22 protein-coding genes and 1 pseudogene are annotated in these 24,143 nt (G+C 59.5%); 10 read left to right on the forward strand and 13 right to left on the reverse strand.

From position 1 onward, the window contains the following. Positions 1 to 9: 9 nt before the first annotated feature. The 6 genes from K2Q04_RS16195 to K2Q04_RS16220 all read right to left on the reverse strand — a co-directional run bounded on the left by K2Q04_RS16195 (position 10) and on the right by K2Q04_RS16220 (position 7,157). Positions 10 to 1,371 carry an NAD(P)/FAD-dependent oxidoreductase gene (locus K2Q04_RS16195; RefSeq protein WP_291165732.1) on the reverse strand — a complete coding sequence of 454 codons (1,362 nt, stop codon included), beginning with the start codon at positions 1,369 to 1,371 and terminating at the stop codon, positions 10 to 12. Positions 1,372 to 1,429: 58 nt separating this feature from the next. Continuing rightward, a complete protein-coding gene (locus K2Q04_RS16200) occupies positions 1,430 to 2,557 on the reverse strand; it encodes an aminomethyltransferase family protein (RefSeq protein ID WP_291165733.1) in 1,128 nt (375 codons plus the stop codon). A 65-nt stretch (positions 2,558 to 2,622) separates the two neighbouring features. After that, a complete protein-coding gene (locus tag K2Q04_RS16205; protein WP_291165734.1) occupies positions 2,623 to 3,663 on the reverse strand; it encodes a DUF3445 domain-containing protein in 1,041 nt (346 codons plus the stop codon). Positions 3,664 to 3,700: 37 nt separating this feature from the next. Next, complete coding sequence (locus K2Q04_RS16210) at positions 3,701 to 4,663, reverse strand: PDR/VanB family oxidoreductase (RefSeq protein ID WP_291165735.1); 963 nt, start codon at positions 4,661 to 4,663, stop codon at positions 3,701 to 3,703. Next, positions 4,660 to 5,262, reverse strand: a complete 603-nt coding sequence (locus K2Q04_RS16215; RefSeq protein WP_291165736.1) for a dimethylamine monooxygenase subunit DmmA family protein — start codon at positions 5,260 to 5,262, stop codon at positions 4,660 to 4,662. Before K2Q04_RS16215 ends, K2Q04_RS16210 begins: the two co-directional genes overlap by 4 nt. A gap of 101 nt (positions 5,263 to 5,363) precedes the next feature. After that, positions 5,364 to 7,157: an APC family permease gene (locus K2Q04_RS16220; protein WP_291165737.1), complete on the reverse strand. Its 1,794-nt coding sequence runs from the start codon at positions 7,155 to 7,157 to the stop codon at positions 5,364 to 5,366. A 443-nt stretch (positions 7,158 to 7,600) separates the two neighbouring features. On the opposite strand from K2Q04_RS16220, the gene K2Q04_RS16225 reads away from it, so the two are divergent. Beyond that, the gene (locus tag K2Q04_RS16225) at positions 7,601 to 8,344 is read left to right on the forward strand and encodes a hypothetical protein (protein ID WP_291165738.1); all 744 of its coding nucleotides are present in this window, start codon (positions 7,601 to 7,603) and stop codon (positions 8,342 to 8,344) included. 14 nt (positions 8,345 to 8,358) lie between these two features. Beyond that, entirely contained in the window at positions 8,359 to 9,129 is a 771-nt protein-coding gene (locus K2Q04_RS16230; RefSeq protein ID WP_291165739.1) for a GntR family transcriptional regulator, read from the forward strand. Here K2Q04_RS16230 and K2Q04_RS16235 read toward each other — a convergent pair. The 4 genes from K2Q04_RS16235 to K2Q04_RS16250 form a co-directional block, all read right to left on the reverse strand. After that, positions 9,117 to 10,379 (reverse strand): ABC transporter substrate-binding protein, encoded by a 1,263-nt coding sequence (locus tag K2Q04_RS16235; RefSeq protein ID WP_366935762.1) that lies wholly within the window; start codon positions 10,377 to 10,379, stop codon positions 9,117 to 9,119. The two genes, K2Q04_RS16230 and K2Q04_RS16235, sit on opposite strands and share 13 nt — an antisense overlap. A 265-nt stretch (positions 10,380 to 10,644) precedes the next feature. Beyond that, on the reverse strand, positions 10,645 to 11,601 hold the full coding sequence (locus K2Q04_RS16240) for a dienelactone hydrolase family protein (protein ID WP_291165741.1): 957 nt from the start codon (positions 11,599 to 11,601) through the stop codon (positions 10,645 to 10,647). Positions 11,602 to 11,946: 345 nt separating this feature from the next. Then, complete coding sequence (locus K2Q04_RS16245) at positions 11,947 to 12,336, reverse strand: hypothetical protein (protein ID WP_291165742.1); 390 nt, start codon at positions 12,334 to 12,336, stop codon at positions 11,947 to 11,949. A 215-nt stretch (positions 12,337 to 12,551) separates the two neighbouring features. Then, on the reverse strand, positions 12,552 to 14,852 hold the full coding sequence (locus K2Q04_RS16250; protein ID WP_291165743.1) for a tetratricopeptide repeat protein: 2,301 nt from the start codon (positions 14,850 to 14,852) through the stop codon (positions 12,552 to 12,554). A 380-nt stretch (positions 14,853 to 15,232) separates the two neighbouring features. On the opposite strand from K2Q04_RS16250, the gene K2Q04_RS16255 reads away from it, so the two are divergent. After that, a complete protein-coding gene (locus tag K2Q04_RS16255; RefSeq protein WP_291165917.1) occupies positions 15,233 to 16,843 on the forward strand; it encodes an arylsulfatase in 1,611 nt (536 codons plus the stop codon). A gap of 42 nt (positions 16,844 to 16,885) precedes the next feature. On the opposite strand, the gene K2Q04_RS16260 is transcribed toward K2Q04_RS16255, so the two are convergent. Further along, entirely contained in the window at positions 16,886 to 17,800 is a 915-nt protein-coding gene (locus K2Q04_RS16260; RefSeq protein WP_291165744.1) for a LysR family transcriptional regulator, read from the reverse strand. A gap of 128 nt (positions 17,801 to 17,928) precedes the next feature. Between K2Q04_RS16260 and K2Q04_RS16265 the strand changes: the two genes are divergently transcribed. The 7 genes and pseudogenes from K2Q04_RS16265 to K2Q04_RS16295 all read left to right on the forward strand — a co-directional run bounded on the left by K2Q04_RS16265 (position 17,929) and on the right by K2Q04_RS16295 (position 21,943). Continuing rightward, a complete protein-coding gene (locus K2Q04_RS16265; protein WP_291165745.1) occupies positions 17,929 to 18,528 on the forward strand; it encodes a glutathione S-transferase in 600 nt (199 codons plus the stop codon). Between the two features lie 29 nt (positions 18,529 to 18,557). Beyond that, positions 18,558 to 19,172: a pyridoxamine 5'-phosphate oxidase family protein gene (locus tag K2Q04_RS16270; RefSeq protein ID WP_291165746.1), complete on the forward strand. Its 615-nt coding sequence runs from the start codon at positions 18,558 to 18,560 to the stop codon at positions 19,170 to 19,172. A gap of 768 nt (positions 19,173 to 19,940) precedes the next feature. Continuing rightward, entirely contained in the window at positions 19,941 to 20,186 is a 246-nt protein-coding gene (locus K2Q04_RS16275; RefSeq protein ID WP_291165747.1) for a hypothetical protein, read from the forward strand. Continuing rightward, positions 20,183 to 20,365, forward strand: a pseudogene (locus tag K2Q04_RS16280) (hypothetical protein); the annotation flags it as partial. The gene K2Q04_RS16275 and the pseudogene K2Q04_RS16280, both read left to right, overlap by 4 nt. A 76-nt stretch (positions 20,366 to 20,441) precedes the next feature. Then, complete coding sequence (locus K2Q04_RS16285; protein WP_291165748.1) at positions 20,442 to 20,717, forward strand: XRE family transcriptional regulator; 276 nt, start codon at positions 20,442 to 20,444, stop codon at positions 20,715 to 20,717. Between the two features lie 4 nt (positions 20,718 to 20,721). After that, the gene (locus K2Q04_RS16290) at positions 20,722 to 20,997 is read left to right on the forward strand and encodes a hypothetical protein (protein WP_291165749.1); all 276 of its coding nucleotides are present in this window, start codon (positions 20,722 to 20,724) and stop codon (positions 20,995 to 20,997) included. Between the two features lie 40 nt (positions 20,998 to 21,037). Then, the gene (locus tag K2Q04_RS16295) at positions 21,038 to 21,943 is read left to right on the forward strand and encodes an alpha/beta hydrolase (protein ID WP_291165750.1); all 906 of its coding nucleotides are present in this window, start codon (positions 21,038 to 21,040) and stop codon (positions 21,941 to 21,943) included. Positions 21,944 to 21,983: 40 nt separating this feature from the next. Here K2Q04_RS16295 and K2Q04_RS16300 read toward each other — a convergent pair whose 3' ends face one another. Then, a complete protein-coding gene (locus tag K2Q04_RS16300) occupies positions 21,984 to 22,868 on the reverse strand; it encodes an alpha/beta hydrolase (RefSeq protein WP_291165751.1) in 885 nt (294 codons plus the stop codon). 213 nt (positions 22,869 to 23,081) lie between these two features. Continuing rightward, positions 23,082 to 24,116, reverse strand: coding sequence for a 2-oxoglutarate and iron-dependent oxygenase domain-containing protein (locus K2Q04_RS16305; protein ID WP_291165752.1), 1,035 nt, complete (start codon positions 24,114 to 24,116; stop codon positions 23,082 to 23,084). Positions 24,117 to 24,143 lie beyond the last annotated feature (27 nt).

Consider the following 24,143-nt stretch of genomic DNA (forward strand, 5'->3'; position numbering starts at 1 on the left):
CGAGACTCGCTACTCCGCAGCGACCTTGCTCGGCTGATTGAGGAACGCCTCCATCGAGTCGTCGGCAGCTTTCATCCAGGGTGTATGATGGACCGGGGCCAGCGTGCCGGTCAGCACAGATTTGTGCGAACGGTCGCGATAGGTCAGGATGTCTTCCATCTTGTGATGCTCCCACTCCTTGAACATCTTCGCGACGGTGTCGACGTCGAGGCGCGGGTAGTCGGTTGGAGCAAGGAGATCGCGCATATATTCCGTCTGGAAGTCGATGGCGCCTTCCGCATCCGGGATGGCTTCTTCCAGCGCGGTCCACTTCTGGATGTCGTCGAACATGTCGGATTTCGACGGCAGCTTGATGCGTCCGAGAACGACATCGCGCGCGTACCACGCCTGCGCGTCGAACATGTTGAACGTATAGAACTGATCCTGCATGCCGATGTACATCAGCTTCGGATTGTCGATCCAGAAGATGCCCTTGTAGAGGTTCGGCGGATAGAGCCGGTTGCGTGACTTGAGGCGCAGTGAGTCTTCCATGAACGGATGGTGATGCAGATATCCCGTGCACAGAATGATCGCATCGACGTCCTTCTTGCTGCCATCCTTGAAGTAGGCTGTCTTGCCTTCGACGCGCTCGAGCAAGGGGACTTCGTCCATGCGAGCCGGCCATTTGAATCCCATCGGCTTCGTGCGCCACGAGAAAGTGACGGACTTGGCGCCATATTTGTGGCACTGAATGCCGATGTCTTCCGACGAATAGCTCGCGCCGACGCATAGAACGTCCTTGCCTGCGAACTCGTCAGCCGATCGGAAGTCGTGCGAATGCAGCGTGCGTCCAAGGAAGTGGGTCAGACCGGGGAATTCCGGAATGTTCGGCGTCGAGAAATGGCCGCTGCCGCAGAAGACGTAGTCGAATTCCGATGACGAGAGCGTATCGGCGACGAGATCCTTCACCGTCACGGTGAACTTTTGCGTCTCTTCGTTGAATGTGACGCTGCGGACCGCTGTGCTGAGCTTGATGTAGTGCATGATGCCGCTGCGTTCGATGCGGCCCTTGATGTAGTCGTGCAGCACGGCCCGCGGTGGGAACGAGGGGATCGGACGTCCGAAGTGCTCTTCGAATGAGTAGTCGGCGAACTCCAGACATTCCTTCGGTCCGTTCGACCAAAGATAGCGGTACATGCTGGCGTGAACCGGCTCGCCGAACTCATCCGTTCCGGTGCGCCACGTATAGTTCCAAATACCCCCGCAATCCTTCTGCCGCTCGTAGCAGACCATTTCGGGAATATCCGCGCCCTTGCGCCGGGCGCTCTCGAATGCGCGCAAAACCGCCATGCCGCTCGGGCCGGCGCCGATAATAGCTATTCGCTCTGCCATTTGGTGTCCTTCCGAAAAATCAATTCGCTAGGATTTTCTGACTTCGTAAGTGCGTGGATCAGGCTTTGTCGTGGGGATGTGTGCGAAGGCGGAGAGGATCGTAGAACGGCATCCGCACCACGGTCGCCGGCCAGTCGCCGCCGTCATGGACGACGAGTTCGGTGCCGAGTTTGGTGTAAGCGGGTTCGATCTGCGCCATCGCAAGCGATTTCATGAGATGCTTGCTGTAGGTCGTGCTGGTGATGACGCCGACCTCTTTGCCGTTCGCCGTGATTTTGGAGCCGGGCGCGATCGCTTTCGTGTGATCGACCTCAAGGCCGGTAACGAACGTACGTTCCTTGCCCTTCTTCTCGACGAGCGCCTTCTTGCCGATGAAGTCCGGTTTCGAGAGATCGACGGTCCAGTCGGCCTTCACTTCCCAGGGCGTCGTATCTTCGTTCGTCATCTCGCACGGGAAGAACAGCAGACCGCCTTCGACGCGCACGATGTCGAGGCATGCCCACGATACCGGGATAAGCCCTTTATCCTTGCCCGCGGCCAGGATGGAATCCCACATCTTGTGCGCATCCTTGGCCGCGCAGAAAACTTCATATCCAAGCTCGGCCGAATAGCCGCCGCGAGCGAGACGCACCGGCGTTCCGAACAACGTCGACGTTCCATGCTTGAAGTAGCCGAGCCCGGCGAGATCCATCGGCGTATGCGGCGCGAGGATTTCGAGCGAAAGCGGCCCCTGCAATGCCAGCACGTGGACATCGTCATCGCGCTCGACCTTGACATCGTACTTCGGCGCGAGCGCGCGGATTGCCTCTTCGACCTTTCCTGCACCGTGAGAAAGGCGGTACTCGGTCGGGCTATCGACGTAGATGAGAACGTCGTCGATCAACCCGCCATTTTCATTGACGATATTTGAAATATGCGAGTCGCCCGGCTTGGCTTTGGAGATGTCGGACGTCAGCACATAATTGAGGAGCTTCGTCGCGTCGGGCCCCGACACGTTGAGCAACTGCAGCGACGAGACGTCAAAGAGCCCTGCCCGGCAACGAACGGCTTCGACTTCCACATAGGGATCGGTCGCGTACGTCTGCGGAAGCGGCATGTTGTTCCACGACACGGACTCGAGATCGCCTCCGTTCGCCCGATGGCGATCGTTGAGAATGGACTGACGTGGCAAATCGGCTAGGGACATGAGAGCTACCTCTTGCTTGTTTTTTGATCGCTTCGGCTTTGGGGGTGTTCTTCAATTTGGTTCGCTTAGTCGGGACCTCCGCCAGGTGAGGTCGGAGCGCCGTCGTCGTATGGCGCAAGGTACGCAAGTGCCATGTCGCGGTAGCGGCCGAGGCTTTTGTACTCGACGAGTTCAGGCGGCAGCGAAGCGAGAACGCGCGGCAGGCGGCGGCCCCATTTCGGCACGGTGACGATCTGCTCGAGGCTCATCAGATAACCGCGGATCGAGAACAAGATTGCGTTCGATCGGGGCAACCTGAAGAGGCCCTGCATCTCGACGCGCAGATGCACTTTCTGGCCGACATTCTCCGGCGTCACGGTCATGCGATCGCTGGCCCACTTGTGATAGTTCTCGGGGCTCGTATCGAGACGCGGATTGATCGTCATCGTCCAGTTCAAGCGGCGAACCGGTTTGCCGATCTGCAGATTGAGAAGAAATTTCAACGCGCGCTCGAAAACGCCGGCCTCGTGCGCGAGCGGCACCGGTCCGTGCCATTCGAAGAAGTTCATGCCGACGTCGAAGTCGAGCGACCAGTCGGCTTGCGACGTGATGATGCCAGCATCCATCCAGAGCTGGTTATCGCGCTGGTCTTGGATCGAGAAATCGCCCTGCACCTGACGGCCGATAAATTCCATCGGAGGGTAGGGCAGCGTGCTCGCATCGAGGAACGTGAACTTCTGGTCGATGCCGAGCGGCCGGTTGATCCAATGCCACGCCGTACCGTCGCGATGGAGCGTGAAGTGCTCGGGATAATCGCGCGCAAGCGATGTCATGAGCAACTCGAGCATGTCCCACTGCGCCGTCATCATGTGCGGCAGAGCTTGGCATCGCAAAGGATCTGCGGCGAGAACCATCGCACGATCGCGCATTTCCGAAACGTAATGCTCGTCGACGTCGAAGTGGTGCTCGAACGGAGACCCCTTCGGGCCCGGCGTATGCGGCTCGATATTGACCGAATACCGGTACTGATCCTCGACGAAAGGAAACGGAAACCGCCGGATGTTGGACGGACTGTTTGTGTACGTGAAGTCGTCTCGAAAAGTCTCGTTTCTAAATGTCAGTCCCATACCATGATCTCCCGGATAGGAATTTTTGGATTGTTCTTTAGAGATCGAGAGTGATCGATCCTGTTTGAATGCGAGACATGCAGATCATGATCTTCTTGCCGCTCACGCGCTCGGGCTCGGTGAGGAAGTGGTCGTTGTGCTCGATGAAGCCGTCGCACGCGACGACCTGCGTTTCGCATTGACCGCAAGCGCCGCCGCGACAGAGGAAAGGCGCGTCGACCCCGTTCTCTTCGAGTGCTTCGAGAATGCTTTGGTGCCCGCGCACAATGACCTCTCGGCCCGACCGCGCCAACTTCACGAGGAACTGCTTACCCGGAGGCGGAGCACTGAATTGCTCGGAGTGCACGTTCTCGTCGGGCCAGCCGAGCAGCTTCGCCGTCTGCAGCGACCACTCGATCATTGGCTTTGGCCCGCAGACGTACACATGCGTGCCGAGCCGCTGGTCGCCCAGAATGCGCTCGAGCGGGATCAGCTGACCCTGGTCCTGGCGATAGATATTCACCCGCGATCCGTAGCGAGATTGCAGATATTTGCAGTAGGCGCCGTCTTCGAGCGAGCGAACGCCGTAGTGCAGCTCGAAGTCGGAATGCAGCCCGTCGAGCTCGTTCATCATCGACATGAAAGGCGTGATGCCGATGCCGCCTGCGATCAGCACATGCTTCTTCGCAAGCTTGGCTGGCGGAAAGAGATTGAGCGGCTGCCCGATCTCGAGTTCCGTGCCAACGGAGACCTTCTCATGCATGAACTTCGAGCCGCCACGGGAATCCTCGACGTTCAAAACGCTGATTTGATAGCTCGACGTATCCGAGGGCGCTCCCATGAGCGAATAGGGATTACGCAAGAGACGGTCGCCAGCGTGCATGACGACCGAAATGTGAGATCCACCCGAAAACTCCGACAGCGGAGCATTGTCAACATCGACGAAGCGAAAGCGCTTGATGCGGTTCGCCACACGTTCCACCTCGGCGACCCGAACGCGCCGTAGAAGAGATCCACTCATTGGTACAGCGCCTCCGTCGGCGGGATTTCACCAGGAACTTCCGCGTCGATGCACACGCCTTGGAACGCGGCAAGCCGACGGGAGTAGTGGTCGCGCACCAGCAGTGTGAGGCCGCAATGGGTGCATTTCACCGGGTTCGTCGTGACGTTCTCGATGTAACCCTTGCAATGGACGCATTGAACGCGCCGCATGAGCGAGCCGCGATGCTCGGTGCGGATAGACAAGTGGTCGATCGAGAAATCGAGGCCCGCCTGCACGACGAGGCCGATGAGAGGTTCGGAACCGGCCGCGTAAAGGCGCAGGCCCATGGGTGCCGTTTCAAGAAGTTGCCGCAGACGTGCGATGCCATCGGCAAGAGTTGGCTGAATTTCGACTGCAGCCGGCGCAAGATCGCGACTGAGCGTTTGGGTTTCGGTAGCAGACAGGCTGTCCGCCAGAATGATGGTCGTCCGCTCCGCAAAGGCGCTGTCGGCGCGCGAAAACAACTCGGTGACTGCCGCCGCACCCGCTTTGTCACAGACGATGATGTTGCGTCGCGCGTTGAGATCCGGGCTGAGACCCGGATAGATTGGCCGGCTTTTGATAGTGCTTACCGTCATCAATTGCTCCCTGAATCCATCAGGCCACATGCCCGGGACCTGCGGAAAGTGATCAGAGCAGATCGGAGCGGAGGAGGAAACCGCCCCGATCTGCAATTTCTCTAGGCAGGCAGCTGGAAGAACCAGTTCGACACCAGGACTACGAGCAAGCCAGCCACGAGAACAAGATAGGGAAGCACCCCGGCCTTCCGCGTTTTCAAGTCGCCCTGCGTCAGGCCCAGATCCTCCAGCATGTGGGCAGGAAAGACGCCTTTATCCTGCACGTAATGGCGGAAGCAGAACACCGGAATGATCAGCGATGCGGTGAACAGGCCGGCCCACAATGCGACGGGATTCCAGACCTTCGCTCCCGCGCCCATGAAGACGGCATTGACGAACGCGAACACCGCGCCGATGGCAAGCACGAAGCTCGGTGCGCGCCACGGACGATGGACGCCGGCGTTATCGATGCGGTGGATCCAACCTGAATTGAGGTTCAGGAAGTTGAAGATGATGTAACCGCAGTTCGAAACGGCGAGGATGAAGAAGAAGCTCGTAGCGTCTGCACAGGCGATCGCGAGGACCGCGAGGTTGATCACGAGATCGGTCCACATCGCGCGCGTCGGTGCACCGTGTTCATTAACGTGGCTGAGGTAGCGAGGCAGCCAGCCATCGCGCGAGCCCTGATAAAGGGTGCGCGATGATCCGGCCATCGCGGTCATCAGGCACAACATGAGCGCCAGGATCATGAGCATGACGAGCAGGCTCGTGAGCATTCCGCCGTGGCCGACCATGTTGGCCATGGCCGCAGCGACACCGGAACCATCGACGATCGACGGCTCGAGCATACCCTCGAGACCCAAAACCCCTTGGAAGGTGAAGGGCACGAGCGTGAAGAGTACGAGGCAAAGCAGACCCGAATAGAAGATCGCCTTGAACGTATCGCGGCCCGGATCGCGGAATTCGCTCGTGTAGCAAATCGCCGTTTCAAATCCGTACGTGGACCACGCGGCGATGAACATGGCGCCGAGAATGAGCGTCCAGCCCGCGATATCCCAATGGCCCATTTCCGGAGCATAGGCCGCTTTCAGCGGCTCGAGCGGCGTGAAGTTCGACCAGTTGATCTGGCCCGTGATGATCGGCACGATGCCGACGATGAACATCGGAATGATCACCGCGAGGCCGATATATTTCTGAACGCTGGCGGTGCCGAGAATGCCTCGGTGCTGAATGGCGAACGTGATCAGCATGAGCACCGCGCCGATGAAGAACGCGGCGTTGAAAGAGAACGACACGGGTCCGAGAGTTCCGTGGAAGAGGGACCAGTTGCGGATCTCCGGCGTCAGCGCAGCAATGGCATCCGTTGAAAGGAGAGCTGCGACCGCGTCCGCTGCCGTCTTGCCGTGATTTGCTGCGAGCCACTCGGCGACGCGAGGAGAATCGAGCGGGATCGACGCGGCGTGGGCACTGACCCAAGCGGCGACTTGCGGCGCATCAGCCGGTGGGACGGCTGCCAGAGAGTTCAGGATGTAGGCGGCTGCGATCGAGCACCCGAGCGAGAGCACGGGCGACCACGCGAACCAGTTGCACCAGACGGACAACGGCGCGATCAGCTTGGAATATCTCACCCATGCCGCTGCGCCATAGACCGAGGCGCCGCCCGATTTGTTCGGGAAGAGTCCGGCTATTTCTGCGTATGTGAAGGACTGGATAAGCCCCATGAGCATCGAGACGAACCAAACGAGAAAGGCAACCTTTCCCGCTACGCCCGCGATGCCGCCGATGGAAAACAGGACAAGAGCTGGGACGCCGCTGGCGACCCAAAACGCTCCCCTCCAGTCGATGGCTCGGACGAGTTTGCCGGACGACGCGTCAAACGCGCTACCCGCAGTATGCACTCCAGTATCTATGGCCATGATCGCTCCAGCTGAGCCTGCTCATTGATAAATCTTCGTGCAGTGATCGATCCCCGAGCTAGGCGCAGAAGCGCGGCCGCCGCGTGAAGCAAAAAAGCACGATCCCCCGTCGGGCCCGGCATTGGCGTGACGCAAGCAGATGGTTTTGCGACATAAACCAATTTAAACCAGTAATTACCGCAATTAGCCCAACACGACCATGTTACGGAGTGACGAATTACCCGCAAGTCAAAAAAATCACCAAAAAGAAACGACACTGATCATTTCGCAGGCACAAAATCCAGATTTCATCGATATTAAACGCAGTTAGCCGCAATATCGCAGGTGCGAACCTACTTTGGCTGGCATTGGTTGAATTCGGTTGCATTCTGGTTTCGAGGAAGGCATCTTTTTTCCCAATTGGGGATGGGCAATTTCCTCCGAAATCTGAATTGCAGGCGCGCGTGGCTGAGATTGAGATGTGGACGGATCAGAGCCTGCAGGCCTTCGCGGCAATGGCACGCTTACAGATCAATGATGCTGCACGCTTGTGGCTTCGCGCAGCGGCAATCGTCGAGGCTGCCCCGTCTCCGGCGTCATCGCTCGCTGCGAGCCGTTCGAACGTCGGCGTCGCGCACACCATCCTCGGCAACGCAAACGAAGCCCGCCACGCCTTTCGCGAAGCGGAGAAGGGTTGGCGGCTGGTTGTTGCCGGCATCGCGACGCTCGACATCCCAATGACCGGCGCGACCTCGTTTCACTTCCGGCTCGCAACGAAGGTCCCGCACGCGCTGATCGAAGCGCGCCGCCAGCGATATCGTCAGCTTGCGGAAGCAGCACTCTCCATCACCCGCTTCAATCGTCTCCTCATCGATGCTGGCGATCCGGCGTCCGAAATAGTGACGCTTCAGGCGCGCGACCTGAGGGCGATGCTGAGGGAGATCCTGGGCGCAAGTTCGCCCGAAGTTCGCCTGCTCGCGACGGCTGCTGAGCAGGCAGCGGACGCATCTGTCTTTTCGAGCTACGCGGCGAAAGCTGCGGATTTCGCGAATCGACAGCATACGCTTTCGACGGCGCTCTCCGAGGATTGTGCGGCTTTGGAAACCGCCGTCGCGCTTACCGCACTGCTCGGGCCCCAGACATTTTCCGCAGTGCGTCATCTGCGGGAAACCGAAAAGGCCCGTTCTGAAATTGGAATGCAACATTAGCTTGAGCTGCAATCATGTCTGATACCTACGACTTCGAAGCGCCTCCCTGGATCGACGATGTCACGCGCCATCCGCTCGTCACGCCGCGGGTGAAGGAAATCGCCACGAGGCTGTTCGCTCGCTTTGCGTCGGGGGAATATCCGTTCGGAACGCGAATTCCGGCCGAGCGGGACTTGGCCGATGCGTTCGGTGACAGCCGGGCGACGATACGTCAGGCGCTTGAGTTCTTGGCCACATACGGGATCGTCGCCCGCCGTCCGGGAAGCGGCACGTTCGTTTCATATCAACGAAAGCGCTCGTCTCACGACAGCAGGGATGAGCGCACCTCGTCGTTTCCTGGCGTCGACCAACTCGTCGAGACCGCGTCGCCGTTCGCGATGAATATAGCGAGTTCCATCCTGGCGCCTGAGATGACGCGCCTCGCAACCATTTACATGTCGGCGCGAGACGTCGCCGATCTCCAAAATCAGCTCATCCAACTCGAAGCGATCGTCACCGAATCCGACACGTTCGCGATATTGGAAGAAGAATTCATGATGGCCATCGCCCGCGGCACGCATAACTCGCTGGTCGTCGCGATGTACGCAATTCTGCATGAGGTACGGCGCCATCCGCAGTGGGCGTCAGCCCGTCGGCAGGCACTGACGCCGGCGAAAATCAAGAGCATCCAGCTGATGTTCAGGTCGCTCTACGATGCGATCGAGCGGCGAAACGTCGAGACGGCCGTCGAGATCATCAGACTCTACTTCGCCAACGCGCACGAAGACATGATCTACGAGTCCTGAGCCGTCAAACGATCGAGTGTCTCGGCAGACGCGGCGAGGTGTTCGCGCTGATCCCACATCAGGTTCATTGACCGCATGTGCTTTACGAGGGTCGACCGGTGTTTTGACCACCAGTCCGCGATCGAGCCGAACTCTTGAATCCGCGCCTTGCCATTGACGATCGCGACGACGGGCCATTCTCCGACGAGCGCGTTATCGATCCCGAACAGATCTTTTCCCCACCATCGGGCTTCGCCGAAAGCGTGCGGACCGATGCCGCCGACCTTCATCGCCGCGAGAACGGAGAACGGCTCGAAGGTGCGCGCACGCTGCACGGCTGATTTCCAAAGTTCCAGCGTCGAGGCGTATTCCCACGACACCGCGCTCCATGTTCCCGGGAAGCGGCGGCAAAACTCGTCGTAGAATTTGCCGGGATCTTCGAAGTTCGTATGGCCATCGTTGAGGCGAGGATCGTCGAAGTCCGGAAACTGGAAGATGAAGCCTTCCATGAATTCGACGCTCGTGCGCCGGATGAGCTCCGGATAGTTGTCGCACGTGCACGACAAAAGGCGGCCGCGGAAGCCGCGTTTGAATGCTTCGATCGTAAGCGAATGGACAAACGGCTCATACGCCGTATCCCAACAGAGGATATCCGGCCTTTTCGCCATCAGTTCGTCGACGATCGGCCCGAAATCGCTCGTTTCCGGGTCGAATACGCGCTCGGCGACAAGCTCGATGCCGGCCGCTTCGAAGGCCGCTCTGTAGGTGGCGATGGACGGCAGGCCGAGAAGATCGCGCTGCGCACACAACGCCGCCGTCTTGAGTTCCGGATGGTTCCGCCTCAGCCATTCGACGCCGGTCACGTTGTAGATTGGATGGACTTCGCTCGGCGCAACAAGCGTCGGCACGTCCGGCGACAGATCGCTCGGCAGAAGCGTCGCGACGAGCATGCGATGCTGGCTGATGAGCCGTCGGACTTCAGCCGTCAGGTCGTTGCCGCCGATCATGAGGATGAGCTTCACGCCATCCTCCATGATTAGCTTCCGTGCGCCTTGAAGCGCCAGGTCGGGCTGATAGTTGGTGTCGAACTGGACGAGTTCGAGCTTGTACTTCCGGCTGCCGATCTTCAGGCCGCCGGTCGCGTTGATCCGCTCGACCCAAATGAGACTGCCGTTGAATCCCGGCAGTGCCCAGGCTTTGAGTGGTCCTGTCAGCGGAGCGAGGATGCCGATCTTCAGAACCGTTTGTGAACCGAGTCCGAAGTCCCTCATTGCAACCGCCAGAGCCGATGCGACGGCGCTCCTGGGTCTAACGGCCATGGCCTGGCTTTACCGGGCTAGAAAACTGTCGAAACACTGGGTCAACTTCTTGGCGGCTTGCCGGAGCCGTGCGCTGCCGCGCCGGCGTTCACGGAATTTCACGAACGAACGGTCAGGCTAAGGCCGGAGCTACAGCTTGTCGATAGGTCCAGATGCCCAACCCCCCACCGGACCGCATCGTCGTTGCAGCGAACAAACAGGGGAGCGGGGCGCGCCGCTAGCGTGTCGCCCCGGTGGTGGCGATTGCCGAAGTCTCGACCGGCGGTGACGACGGCTGATGCTCTGCTGCGACTTCCAGCTGACCGCCACGAACTTTCGTTAGGAAAGCATCGAGACTTGGACCCCAGATGTCCCAGCCTTGGCGATCGTCGGCGATGGAATGGCCGTCGTTGCCATAGGCGGGAAGAATATGCTCTTCCGCGTTGCCGCCCGCGCCGTTCCAGGCTTGCGCCAGTTCCTGCGCGAGGGCCGGGCCGAAATAGCTATCGTTCTCGGAATAAAACCAGATGCTCGGCTCGCGCGCCGTGCCTCCGTATTTGTGCGCCGCCGCGACCAGGTCCGGCTTGCCGCAAATGGCGTTGGACCGTCCGTACGCGTGACCGCCGCGGCCCCCGGCGAAATTCACGACGGCCTGCACCTGCGGAAGATTGCGTGCAGCCAGAGCCAACGACGCCCATCCGCCGGTCGAGATACCGGCAACAATCGTCGCCTTCTGCGCGATGAACGGCTGTTGGGTCATGTAATTGACGGTCGCGGCGATATCGTCGGCAGCGATGTTCCCGGACGCGTAATGGTTCGGTTGCTGGCAGGTGCCGATGGATTCCGAGAGAGCGCCGCCGGTGGCGCCGTGACCGCGACGCTGCGGAAGGACGACGACGTAGCCGCGTTCGACGAACCAACGGGACAGCCAGTAGTAAACCGGCATGGCGACGGCAAGGCGCGTCGCTTCGTCGGTACCGTGATTGATGACAACGAGCGGATGTTTCTTATTGGGCTCCGACGCTTCGTCGTCGGGGCGGAACACAGTCGCGCGCAGCGAGCGGCCTTCTTCACCGCTCGGCAAGATCCAAAGCTGCTCGCGCATCCGCGAACCCTCGGGCCCGAAAGCGCCGAATTGCTGCTCGGCCGCGTTCGCCGATCCGCAGAGTGCGAGGGCCAACATCATTGCGGCCATCAAAATTTTTTGCGTATTCACAAGTTGGCCCGATCTGTCCGGCAAGCGGGACAGAAAAATTCCCCTTACGAAAGTCATTAAAAGTTCCCCGCGCCACCGCGTCTTTGTGTTGGCATTGGAAAGCCGTATGACGCGCGCGTCAAGAGCACAGGCGACACACCCCGATGTCATGCACCGAAGCCCGTATTTGCTGATCATTTTTGATCTGCGGCGTTGCTGACGCGGCGACGGACGGTCGCACAATCTCCTCATTTCGCCGCCGCTTGCGAACGCGGCCGATCACACAAAAAGGAAGCGCCGGGACATGGCCCGGCGCTCGTGATCGCTATTCGCTAGACGACCGGTTTACCACCAGCACACGCCGATGCAGTAGCCGTACCGCGGATGGCGCCGGTAAGCCGGCTGATACGAGTTGTAATAATAGTGCCGGCGATACTGCTGGTGATGGCGATAGTAATAACGGTGGCGCCAATACCGGTCGCGCCAATGCCGATGCCGCCAGCCGCGATGATAGCCGTATCCATTGTCCCAACGGCGATGGTGCCTGTAACCGCAGTGGCGATACCCGTTACGCCACCAGCAGCGATAACGGGCCTGTTGAACAGTCGCAGATTGCTCTGCCTTCAGCGCCGAAATGTTGGTCGTAAGTATCGCGGCGCGCGCCTGCGGGGCATTAGCCCCAAATGCAATGGCCATCGCGCAGCTCAGCGCGATGAGCGAAAGCAATTTTCTCATATGCTGCTCCCCTCCCAATCGTCAGAAGATAGCCACGCGGACCTTTGTGCCCGCTCCGTGGATAGATCGTCCTCGATACTGCATTTGGGACATGTCCGTACAACCCCAATCCGCCCAAACCGATGCCGGTCGAAGCTGCTTGTCGGAACGGTGTGGCATGTTCGCGTCACCACGGAAGTTCAGCGCAGCGCGGGAAGGGGGGCTCGACAGCCCAACTAGCGAGTCCGTTGCCTCAGTTCTCCGAGCAGCTGCATGACATCTGAACGGTCCGGTTCGAGGTGATTTAGGAGTTCGGTGCGGGCGAGCGCCGATGCATTGTCGCCGTCCTCGATCTCGTAGGTCGCGAGAGCCCATAAGATATCGCGATCGTACGGGTGACGCGTGAGAGCGCTCTTCAGCGTCTCTACTGCTTCTCGCGGCTTGCCGGTATCGTGAAGTGCGACCCCATAGACGTAGCTGAAGCGCGGTTCTTCGGGAGCAAGCTCAGCGGCCTTCGCAAGAGCGGCCATCGCTTCGGGCAGGCGCTTCTGACGAATGAGACTAAGACCGAGGGCATGCCACAGCCCGCCGGAACGGGGATTTCCGCCGAGCGATTTGCGTAACACCGCTTCAGCACCATTCTCGTCAGCCCGCTCTCTCTTCAGCTCGGCCGATGCGATGACTGCCGGGACGAAGGTCGGATCGATCTCGATCGCCTTTGCGTAGGCAGCTCGGGCGTCGTCGGGCTTGCCGCGATCGCGATAAAGTGTGCCGAGATTGGTTTGCGACTCTGGCCGTTCCGCATTGAACAATTGGGCATCGATATATTCGGCGAGCGCCTTCTCGAACGAGGCGCGATCATCGGTCGACAAATTCTGTTCCGCTTCTCCGGCAATGGCTCGAGCGGCATCCATACGAACCAGGCGGGTCTCATCCCTCAGCAAAGGCGCGAGTAGCGACCGGCGCGTCTCTGGGGGCGCCCCGGCAATCACCGACACGGCCGCCGCTCGAATTTGGGGATCATCGATTTTCAAGGAGCTCGCCGCGAAGTCCAACACCTGAGGCGAGGGAAATCGTCGAAGCCTCGCAATCGCGCTTGCGCGCGCGATGGGCGCCTCCGAGCTGGCTTTGGCAATTCCGATCAAGCCGAGTTGAGCGCCAGGAGCTCCCCAGTCGCCGCGATCGAACGCTTCAGCGAAATCTTGGAAGCCCGGTTTCGGCGAACGATACCATGCCTTGACGGCATCCATGGCCCATTTGGCGTTTTTGTCGGTATGACATTGATTGCACGCGTTGGGCGTTCCGAGCTGCACCGTTCGATCGGGTCGAGGAATGCGGATTGAATGATCGGGGCGCCTGTCGATACCCATGTATGTGGTGGCCGGCATATGGCATGAGGCACATTCAGCGCCCTTTGAATTCGGCGCGTGGTGATGATGCGCACTAACGTCAAATCGTTCGGGCGCATGGCACTGCCCGCAAAGCGCATTTCCGGTTTGGCGTAGCTTCCCCGTGTGGGGATTGTGACAGTCGGAGCAGGTGACGCCTGCGGAATGCATGCGACTCTCGAGAAACGATCCGTAATTGTAGACCTCGTCGCGCTGTTGGCCGTCGACATGATAGAGCCCGTCTTCCAGCAGCGACGGCCGGAAGGCGTCGAACAAGCGGCCAACGCTTCCAGGATCATCCGAGAACTGTTGGCGCCGCGAATGGCAGCCCGCGCAAACATGAATCTCATTGGCCGATGTACGAGGCACCGAGCGTTTAGCCTGCCCGGTGGCATCCATTGGCCACGTCACGCCTTTGCGCTCGTCGAAGTTTTGCGCAAATCCCTTGCCGCGCTGATCGGACTGCTCCCATCCGTTTGACTTCGTCGCCCAAGCCACATGGTCCGAGCCGGGCCCGTGGCAGGCTTCGCAACCCACGCTGATCTCGGACCAGGTTGTGTGAAAATCACCGCTCGCCTGATCGTAGTTTTTCTTGAGATTGGTCGAGTGGCACCACGCACACTGGTAGTTCCAATTCTGATCGATGCCGGTCCAATGGAGCGGATCGCCGGCCTTCAACTTGCGGTCTGGATAGAGCTGAAACCAGCGCTGGCCTCCGGCTTCCTTCGAGCGCGCATCCCACGCAATGCCGAGCGCTTGAATGCGCCCTCCTGGAAGCTTGATGAGGTACTGCTGTAGCGGCCAGACGCCAAATGTGTAGCTGATCTCGAAATCGCCGAGCGCCCCGTCAGGCCCGTCGGTCCGTACCCAAAACTTGCCGTCAGTTTTGTAAAATTTGCTCGTGACGTTTTCATTGCTGAACGTAGTGCCGTCGAAGCGTCCAAGAACGGTATGCTCCGTCGCCTCCTGCATAGCCACTGCGTGTTGCGAGCTGAGCCAGTCTTTGTGCTCTGCTGCATGACATTGCGCGCATCGGTCCGATCCGACGAAATCGGGATGCGCAACCGGATCGGCCGGTTTCGCCAGCGCTTCTTCCGCATGTGAACCCGGCGATTCAAGGCTGAAACTCACCGCCGCAAATAATGCCATGCAGGTCAGGATCGGCCATGAAATTCTTGCAGCGCATCGCCACTGAATAGAACACGCCGAGTGGTTCATATCGCATCCGAGCATAAGACTACGGCCACGCCTGGCTGCACCATTGCCGCCGACAGATATGATAATCAGCACACTGTATAGAACCTATTTACGAACTAAATCGGCGTCGATTGCGCGCGTGCGTGAACTTGGGCAGCTTCGACTCTCGGTGTGCGGGCAGGTGCGTTGCATCCTCGGTTGAAGGAGCGCCAGACATGCATATCTCTCAAAAAATCGGGATCGGTTTCGTCACGCTACTGTGTGCGCTGCCAGTGGTAGGCTCGCAGGCCCCGGCACAGCAGATCTCGGTGCCAGTGAGCAAGCCCAACATCATGTTCATCATGGGCGATGACATCGGCTGGATGCAGCCGAGCATCTACCATCGCGGCGTGATGGTTGGCGAAACGCCGAACATCGACCGCATCGGCAAGGAAGGTGCGATGTTCACCGACTATGTGGCCATGCAGAGCTGCACCTCCGGTCGCAACGCCTTCTTCACCGGCATGTATCCGCTGCGAACAGGCATGATCCCTCCACAACTGCCCGGCAGCCCATCCTTTCTGCAGCCCGGCACGCCGGCGTTGGCCAAGTTCCTGATCGACCTTGGCTACACGACAGGCGAATTCGGCAAAAACCATCTGGGCGATCACACAGCAGCGCTTCCAACAGCACATGGCTTTCAGGAGTATTGGGGCTATCTCTATCACCTCGATGCCATGCAGCAGGTGAGCTTCCCGGACATCAACAAGAATCCAGAAACCCAGACCGTCGCGCCGCCTTGCCGCAACACGCCGATCCCCGGCATCGCGGAGGTCCCGGGCGCAGTGGACCCCAAGACCACGACCTGTCTGACGCCGCCGCGGAATGTGCTGTCGTGCAAATCTGCCGACGGCACGGAGCGCAACCAGATGTGTGCCGATGAGGGGCCGCTGACGCTCGAGCGTTCCAAGACGGTGGACGAGGAAATCTCGGACAAGGTGGTCGACTTCCTCGACCGCAACGACCCGAAGAAGACCAACAAGCCCTTCTTCGTCTGGTACAACCCGGCCCGCATGCATGTCGTGACCGTGCTGTCGCCGAAATATGAAGCCATGGTGGGCGAGCGCGGCGGCAGGGACTGGGGCGTGAACGAAGCCGGCATGAAGCAGCTCGATGACAACATCGGCGTTGTCCTCAAGAAGCTTCAGGACATGGGCCAGCTCGACAACACCATCGTGGTCTTCACCACCGACAACGGTGCTGAAGCCATCAGCTTCCCGGATGGCGGCGTTACTCCCTTCAAGGGCCAGAAAGGTGAGGCTTGGGAGGGCGGCTATCGCGCGCCGATGGTGATCCGCTGGCCGGGCGTGATCAAGCCGGGCACGGTCAACAACCAATTGTTCGCGGCCCTCGACTGGGTGCCGACGTTGGTCGACATTGCAGGCGGGCCCAAAGGGGATGGGCTGAAGCAGCAGATCGAGGCGGGGCAGTATCCCGGAATCGTCAAGACGACACTCGACGGCTTCGACCAGACCAACATGCTCGAAGGCAAATCCGCAAAATCGGCACGTGACTTCTTCTTCTACTATTCAGGGGCGACGCCGTCGGCGGTGCGCTACAAGAATTGGAAGATGTACTACACCATGTCTCAGCCCGGCCCGGCCGGCTGGATCATGCCGTTGATCCCGTTTCACTTCACCTTGGTCCAGAACATCAAACGCGATCCGTTCGAACAGGCGGTTGGCGTCGACCAGAAAACGGCGATGAGCCTCGGCGGCGCATTGGGCGCTCCGGCAACCGCATTCCAGTACGATTGGAACATGCTGCCGATCGGCCAACAGCTGTGGCTGCACCACCTTGAGTCCTACGACAAGTTCCCGCCGCTGCAGGCACCCGAGTCCTACAACCTCAGTGGAATTCTGGATCAGGTTAAGAAAGCTCACGCGAGCCATCCGAGCGACTAGCTGATTGACACGAGCGCGATGTGACGAAGAGGGCGCTCCGGCTTAGCGGACAGGGCGTCCTTGCGTCTTGCGCAATGAGGCGCCCGGCAATAGCCGCAGCTTCTCGGCTGCAAACGTCACGAATGACCGCACACGAGCGTTGCTTGAAGACGTCGGGCTATAAACGAGCTGCACCGGGATTTCGGTGTCCTCGAAGCGATCCAGGATGGGCAGCAAACGCCCCTCGCGCAACGCGTCCTCTGCCTGATAGGAGAGAACGCGCGTGATGCCGATGCCCGCAGTCGCCGCAGCAACGGCCGCGTCGGCTGTATTTACCGACAACCGGGAGCGTACGCGTATAGCCTTGCGTCCATTGCGGCGGCTTCTGAAAATCCAGCGCGTTCCACCAGGAAGATTGGCAAACGTTACGCAATCGTGCTGGGTGAGGGCTGCAGGTGCCGATGGCGTGCCGCAACGCTCCAAGTAGGCCGGCGACGCGCAGGTCACGAGGCGCAACGAGCCCACGCGCGTCGCAAGAAGCGCGGAGTCAGGCAACTCGCCAATGCGAAGCGCAGTATCGATTCCCTCCTCGAGAAGGTCGACCACGCGATCAACCAGCAAAAGACGTGCATTGATGCGCGGATACTCAGCCAAGAACTGCGCGAGCAGCGGCACCACATACATCCGTCCGAAGAGTACGGGCGCCGTCAAGGCCAGGTCGCCCGATAGCTCGTCTGCTTGGCCGGCAATGCGTCGCTCCGCCATTGCGATCGTATCGAGGACACTGCGGCATGTATCCAGGTATTCGCTGCCGGCTGGCGTCAGCACCATCTGCCGCGTCGACCGACGAAGCAAAGTGCAGCCGAGGTGTGCTTCGAGCTGAGAGATCATTCGGCTGAGGTTTGTGAGCGGTTCGCCGAGCGCTCGCGCCGCAGCCGACAGACTACCGGCCTCCGTCACCGCTACGAACGCAGCCATGGCACGTAGTCGATCCACGTCAATTCTTCCGAAAAATGGAAATATCCTTACTGAACTTACCCACTAGCAGAAATAGCCAGGATGCGGGAGTCTATGTGGAGTGACTTCCGGCGGGAGGATTTTGGGCCATGACGACGAAACTCTACGACCTCGAGCTTTCGGGGAACTGCTACAAAGTTCGCCTTCTCGCCAGCCTGCTCGGTGTTCCGTTGCAGATTGTGCCAGTCGATTTCCTTGCCGGCGAACACAAGAAGCCGCCATTGGTCTTGCTCAATCCATTCGGCGAAATCCCCATCTTCCAGGATGGAGACGTGGTCCTGCGCGACAGCCAAGCCATTCTCGTCTACATCGCACGCAAGTGGGGCGGAGAAAGCTGGCTGCCGATCGATCCGGCCGGACTGGCGCGTGTTTGTCAGTGGCTGATGACCGCCGCGAATGAAATCGCGCGCGGGCCGAATGACGCGCGCCTGCATGATAAGTTCGGCTACGATCTCGACGTCGATCTCGCTCGCAAGAAGGCGCGTCGAGTTCTCGCTCTTTTGGAAGCGCACTTGTCGAACCAGCAGTGGTTGGCCATGGGCCGTCCGACCGTCGCCGATATCGCATGCATGCCTTACGTCGCCTTGGGCCACGAGGGAGGTGTGCCGCTCGACGACTTCCCCGCGATCCGCGCCTGGGTCGACCGCATAAAGGCACTTCCGGGTTTCATAGGAATGCCTGCCATCTGATTTCTGCACGCATTTGAATGGGTGTGAGGATGATCAGCCACGCGTCCGATGTTGCGTTTACTTCCGCCGTGAAAGCCGAGCAGGTGAAGCGAGGCTCGCGCGAACAATACGAGGCGGTGGAGAGAGGCCGGGGTTGGCCGAGTACAGTCACGCCTGATCTGGCTGCGTTCCTAACGACCGCGCGCTCATTTTACCTTGGGACGGCAAGCGCGGCCGGCCAGCCCTACATCCAGCACCGCGGTGGACCGCCAGGTTTTTTGAAAGTCATCGATGACCGCACGCTGGGGTTCGCCGACTTCTCCGGCAACCGCCAATATATTACCGCAGGGAACCTCGCGGAGAATCCGCGCGCCTTCATCTTTCTCATGGACTACGCACGCCGTCGGCGAGTTAAAATCTGGGGCAGCGCGCGGATCGTCGAGGATGATGATGCCCTGTTGGCGCAGCTGCGTCCGGCTGAGGGGAATGCGACTGCTGAATGGGTCATTTTGTTCACGATCGAGGCGTGGGACCGCAATTGCCCGCAGCACATCCCGCAACTCATTCCGATAGAGGAGGCAGCGGCGGTGGTGCAGCAGCTCCGGCAGCGCATCGAAGAGCTCGAGAGCGAACTCGCGCGTGCAAATGGTAAGCGGGGCGAATAGATCTTCGATGATCTCTGCAGCGAGTCGGTTGAGAAAGATTGTCGGTAGCCGTCAATGAAATTGGCAATAAGCGTCAATTAAGTTGACGCCAGTCGTCAATGTCGCCGAACCGATAGTGGCCTGAAATAAATAGGCCCGCGTCAAATGAAGCACGAGCCAGCTTTCTGCGATTGCTCTTTTGCGATCGACTTGACTTCGCCACCATCAGAAACCAATTTTCCGCCAATGAACGGTTCGACACAGGGCATCGATCGACTTACACGCGGCGTGCGTCATGCCCGTGCGCGTGTCGGCATGCGGTCCCGCGCGGTCCCGCGCGGGTCAGTTCGTGAAAGTGCTTTTGGCCGCGTTGATCTTGGTTGCGGGCGTTCCGATTTCGGCTTTGTACGCGAGACCTCACTTCGACGGCCAGAAATCCCACGTCGGAGAGAGCGCTGCAAAATCCGTTGATGTCGCGGCGCAAAGCAGCTCCGACGCCGACACCTCACCAATTGGTGGGTTGGAGGATCACCCTTGTAGTTGCCCGTGTCTCCTCCATGCATTGCCGACGCGGTCTTGTTATGAGTCCGCTTACTTTGCCGGTACGCGCGTCAGCTATGCGGCTTACTTCGATACGCTCGGGGCGTCCTGCGAGCCGGATCCCCTTCACAAACCACTTCGGTTTGGCATCAGCGCGTAAGCGCTTACATATCCTCCGTCATCTGAAAAAATTGAAGCTTGGGCGTTCGCTCTGAAATCAGCGCGGCGTTCGGCATGGATTGTCTCGTTATGAAGCGACTTGGTCTCGTCGCCGGCGGCATTCTCGTCGGCACGTTCGTCGTCGGTGTGTTCTTCTTTCCTAAGGGCGCTTTTCAGCTCGGTTTGAAGAATGTCGTCGGATCGGAATCACAAGCTCAACCCGCACATGCGGCGAAAGAGGATGACCACGGGCATGATCACTCGTCGGCGCATGAGAGCAGTGGTGAGCCAGAGGGCGCCCATGAGAGCGGGCACGGGAGCGGCCACGAGAAATAGTCGTCCGCTTGCCTGACGGCATGCGAGAGGATCTGGAGAAGCTGAAGCATTTGCCGGTGTCGCTGCCACCCGACAGCTCCGGCAAGACAGCCTCCGTCCTTCTCGAACAGGTCGCGAGCTTCGCCTTCACCGAAGGTCCCAATCAGATCAGTCGCGAGAACGGGAAAAGGCGCGTCGTCGATGATGAGTAAAGCACAAATTTCAGCGGCTCGATTTAACGCCCGACGATCCGCATTCGAACCTGAGGAGCGCACATTGCTCGAGGCAAACATCGATGAAAGGTGGAACTCGCGCCTCGATGACGCGAGGAAGCTGGTGGCGGCGCAAATTGTGGAGTCGGTCAAGACCAAGTGGGGAACGGCCGTTGCGCTAGAGGCAGCAACGGGAATTTGCCAGACGGAGATTTCTCGCATCCGTCACGGAAAATTCGATCGGTTCTCGCTTGAGCGATTGGTTCGTCTGCTTTGGATCGTCGATCCCGATGTGGACGTGGAACTGGAGCTGAAGGTCGTCCCCAAAGCGGACGGTTGACACTGTGGACTGGCGCGTCAGCCTCTGCGCTCCCATTCCCGTCCCCCTTTACAGTCCACCGGCTTCGCCGCCTCCGGTTCGCGACGTACGCTCTCTGTTCTTCCTCGTAGCCATCATCATCGTGCGTCTCAGAAAGCTTGCGACAATGTTGGATGCGCGCGAGATTGAGACCAACATCGGCACGATGTTGCTGCTCGGGGAGGCCAGAGCGGACCACGAGATGATCGACGGAATGCGCTCACGTCCGCGCCGCAAGATCGTTCTGCGGCTCGACACATGATTGCGCGCGATAGCTCCAGACGGTTCACACAAGGTGATACATGCGCCCATTCTTTCTCACCCTCTTCCTTGGCCTGCTCGCAACCTCGGCCGCCGCTGAGAGCCTATCCTATCCGTCGAATTTCACGACCCAGGAGATTACGACCAATGGGGTCACAATCCATGTCCGAACCGGTGGTGCCGGTCCCGCAGTGCTGCTTGTGCACGGTTACGGCGAGACCGGGGACATGTGGGTGCCGATGGCAACCGATCTCGCGCACGATCACACGGTCATCGTTCCCGACCTGCGCGGTCTCGGACTATCATCGAAGCCGGCCGGGGGCTTCGACAAGAAGACGCAAGCCGGGGACCTCGCAGGCGTCCTCGATCAGCTTCACATCGAGCGAGCCGAGGTCGTTGCGCACGACATCGGCAACATGGTCTCCTACGCGTTCGCTGCCCAGTATCCAGCCCGCGTGACGAAGCTGGTCGTCATCGACGCGCCGCTGCCCGGTGTCGGTCCTTGGGAGGAAGTTCTCAAGAATCCCTTGCTTTGGCACTTTCGCTTTGGCGGACCAGACATGGAGCGGCTGGTTGCGGGACGGGAGCGAATCTATCTCGATCGCTTCTGGAACGAGTTCTCCGCGACGCCCGCACGCTTTACCGAGGCGGCGCGTGAGCATTACGCAAAGCTCTACGCGTTGCCTGGGGCCATGCATTCTGGCTTCGCCCAGTTTGCGGCCTTCGACCAGGACGCCATCGACAACAAAGCGTTCCTGGCAAAAGGCAAGCTCGATATGCCGGTTCTGGCTGTCGGAGGCGAGAAGTCGTTCGGGCCGATGATGGCGACCGTCATGCGATTTGCGGCCCTCGACGTTCGCGAGGCCGTAGTGCCGAACTCCGGTCATTGGATCATGGAGGAAAATCCCGACGCAACCATTCGCATCGTCCGCGAATTCCTACAATGACAGCCGTCGCCTAACGCCCGGGTGCTCCGTTGCGACGATGTCAATCGGTGAAGAACTGCAGAAGAGCCGCGAGCGTCGCCTGAGGCGCCTCCTCGGGAATGAAGTATCCGCAATCGAACGCTTCGCCCTCGAGGAGGCCGCGCGTTTTATCTCGCCAGCATGCGAGTACATCGAACTGGCGTCCCACTGTACCGCGGCTTCCCCACAGCAGGAGCATGGGCGCCATGATCCGATGCGATGCGAGGTCGTCTGAGCGGTCGTGCTCCAGATCGATGGTCGCCGCCGCGCGATAGTCCTCACACGCAGCATGGACAGCGCCCGGCGCGGTGAACGCCGCTACGTAGGCAGCCATAGCTTCATCGGTAATCGCCCCGTCGCTTTTGCACCAGCTGCTCAAGGTTCTGCGCAGGTAGAATGCGGCGTCCGCGCCGATGAGGCGTTCGGGCAGATCAAAGGGCTGAATGAGAAAAAACCAATGGTAGTAGGCCTCGGCGAAGTCGCGGTTCGCGTTCGCGTACATGGTTGCCGTCGGTGCGATGTCGAGGACAGCAAGCCGGAGGATGCGCTCGGGATGATCGAGCGCAAGACGGTGTGCGACGCGACCGCCGCGGTCGTGCCCAGCAAGGCAAAAGCGCTCGAAGCCGAGTGCCGACATCGCACGTACCTGGTCTACGGCCATCGAGCGTTTCGAATAATTAAGATGGTTTGGTCCCTCCACGGGTCGGCTCGAGGCGCCATAGCCTCTGAGATCAGTGGCAACCACGGTGAAGCGCTCTGCCAGAGGTTCAGCGATCTTGTGCCAGCAAACGTGCGTCTGCGGATAACCGTGCAGCAATAGAAGCGGCGGTCCGGAGCCCTTGTAGCGCGCGAATATTCTCACGTCGTCGCCGACGTCGATCAGTTCTGATTTGAAGCCGTCAAACATGGCTGCTCGATAATATTCCGGCCGGCAGGACAACATTAGTCCACGGACCGCACATGACCCAGCCCTATTTGCCATAAGCTCGTCTATTGCGACGCGCGAAGGCGGCGCTGATCTTCCGCCGCACCCGAAATTCGCGCGTAGTCTTGCTCTTGCCTAGTCATCCGAAGATTGAGAGCGCCGCTACGACTTTTGATGAACCCTTGACGTCTTCGGTCAATATTTCTGCCGGGCTTCCTGTCCGAAGGACGACAACGGCGCCGATCCTTCGGGCAACACGATCTCACCGCGCGCACGACGCTCTTTCAAATAGGTGAAGCTCTGCATGGTCTGAGCAAAGAGGTGTTCACCTGCCTTCAGAGAAGCGCGCAGCGGTTTGTCTCCGGTCGCGTAACGCAGCAATGGAGCGACAACCGTGTCATAGTCGGCCGCGAAAAATAGCGGAAACGAATAGCGCTCTTCTGACACTTTTCGAACGCGATGCGAAGTTGCGGTGAACTCGCCATTCGTCCAGATCTCCATCATATCGCCGATATTGACGACGTAGGCGCCCGGGAGGGGAGGAGCATCGATCCATTCGCCGGCGCCGTTCATGACTTCGAGTCCGGGGCTCGTCGATCTCAACAGCGTAAAGCACTCGTAGTCGGTATGAGCTCCGATTCCGGGGCGATCTTCAGCGCTCGTGTCGAAAGGATAATGAATAAGCCGCAACTGACTTGGCGGCTTGGTAACGTATTGATCGAAGAACGTCGGCTCTTCGCCGATTGCCATCGAGAAGCCCCGCAGTAGGACGCGGCCCAAAGCGAAGACCGCTCTGTAGTAGTCGTCGACCGCCTTGGCGAAACCCGGCAGTTCCGGCCATTGATTAGGTCCGAGAAGCGGATTGCCTGAAACAAAGTCCGGATCGTCGGCCGGCAAATCCATCGAAAGATCGTAAGCCTCTTTCTTGTCTTTCGTTCCGGATGCGAAGACCTCTTCGCCCTCCGGAACGTAGCCGCGATGACAACGCGAGTTGCCGATGTAGACTTTCATTTTCTCGTCGTGCGGTAACGCAAAGAAGCGCTTGGTCGCATCGAGAACACCGTCAAAAAGCGATTCATCAATGCCACCACCGGCGATGTAGACGAAGCCGACTTCGCGAGCCGCCTTTCCAAGCTCTTCGGCAACCGCCTTCTGCTCGGCAAGCGTACCGATGCGGAGCTTGGTGATATCGACGATGGGGATACTCGAGAAGTTTTCCGACGTGCTCATCTCTTGCCTCGTAAATCCTTTGGATAA

This window comes from Hyphomicrobium sp. (assembly GCF_019753045.1).
Lineage (GTDB): Bacteria > Pseudomonadota > Alphaproteobacteria > Rhizobiales > Hyphomicrobiaceae > Hyphomicrobium_B.

Excerpts from the sequence above, each read along its gene's own strand:
- K2Q04_RS16275 (WP_291165747.1), top strand. The coding sequence starts at position 19,941 with ATGAAGCGACTTGGTCTCGTCGCCGGCGGCATTCTCGTCGGCACGTTC.
- K2Q04_RS16240 (WP_291165741.1), bottom strand. The coding sequence starts at position 11,601 with ATGGCCGCAATGATGTTGGCCCTCGCACTCTGCGGATCGGCGAACGCG.
- K2Q04_RS16260 (WP_291165744.1), bottom strand. The coding sequence starts at position 17,800 with ATGGCTGCGTTCGTAGCGGTGACGGAGGCCGGTAGTCTGTCGGCTGCG.
- K2Q04_RS16210 (WP_291165735.1), bottom strand. The coding sequence starts at position 4,663 with ATGAGTGGATCTCTTCTACGGCGCGTTCGGGTCGCCGAGGTGGAACGT.
- K2Q04_RS16215 (WP_291165736.1), bottom strand. The coding sequence starts at position 5,262 with ATGACGGTAAGCACTATCAAAAGCCGGCCAATCTATCCGGGTCTCAGC.
- K2Q04_RS16250 (WP_291165743.1), bottom strand. The coding sequence starts at position 14,852 with ATGGCATTATTTGCGGCGGTGAGTTTCAGCCTTGAATCGCCGGGTTCA.
- K2Q04_RS16200 (WP_291165733.1), bottom strand. The coding sequence starts at position 2,557 with ATGTCCCTAGCCGATTTGCCACGTCAGTCCATTCTCAACGATCGCCAT.
- K2Q04_RS16300 (WP_291165751.1), bottom strand. The coding sequence starts at position 22,868 with ATGTTTGACGGCTTCAAATCAGAACTGATCGACGTCGGCGACGACGTG.
- K2Q04_RS16230 (WP_291165739.1), top strand. The coding sequence starts at position 8,359 with ATGTCTGATACCTACGACTTCGAAGCGCCTCCCTGGATCGACGATGTC.
- K2Q04_RS16255 (WP_291165917.1), top strand. The coding sequence starts at position 15,233 with ATGTTCATCATGGGCGATGACATCGGCTGGATGCAGCCGAGCATCTAC.
- K2Q04_RS16235 (WP_366935762.1), bottom strand. The coding sequence starts at position 10,379 with ATGAGGGACTTCGGACTCGGTTCACAAACGGTTCTGAAGATCGGCATC.
- K2Q04_RS16220 (WP_291165737.1), bottom strand. The coding sequence starts at position 7,157 with ATGGCCATAGATACTGGAGTGCATACTGCGGGTAGCGCGTTTGACGCG.
- K2Q04_RS16305 (WP_291165752.1), bottom strand. The coding sequence starts at position 24,116 with ATGAGCACGTCGGAAAACTTCTCGAGTATCCCCATCGTCGATATCACC.
- K2Q04_RS16265 (WP_291165745.1), top strand. The coding sequence starts at position 17,929 with ATGACGACGAAACTCTACGACCTCGAGCTTTCGGGGAACTGCTACAAA.
- K2Q04_RS16270 (WP_291165746.1), top strand. The coding sequence starts at position 18,558 with ATGATCAGCCACGCGTCCGATGTTGCGTTTACTTCCGCCGTGAAAGCC.
- K2Q04_RS16295 (WP_291165750.1), top strand. The coding sequence starts at position 21,038 with ATGCGCCCATTCTTTCTCACCCTCTTCCTTGGCCTGCTCGCAACCTCG.
- K2Q04_RS16205 (WP_291165734.1), bottom strand. The coding sequence starts at position 3,663 with ATGGGACTGACATTTAGAAACGAGACTTTTCGAGACGACTTCACGTAC.
- K2Q04_RS16245 (WP_291165742.1), bottom strand. The coding sequence starts at position 12,336 with ATGAGAAAATTGCTTTCGCTCATCGCGCTGAGCTGCGCGATGGCCATT.
- K2Q04_RS16195 (WP_291165732.1), bottom strand. The coding sequence starts at position 1,371 with ATGGCAGAGCGAATAGCTATTATCGGCGCCGGCCCGAGCGGCATGGCG.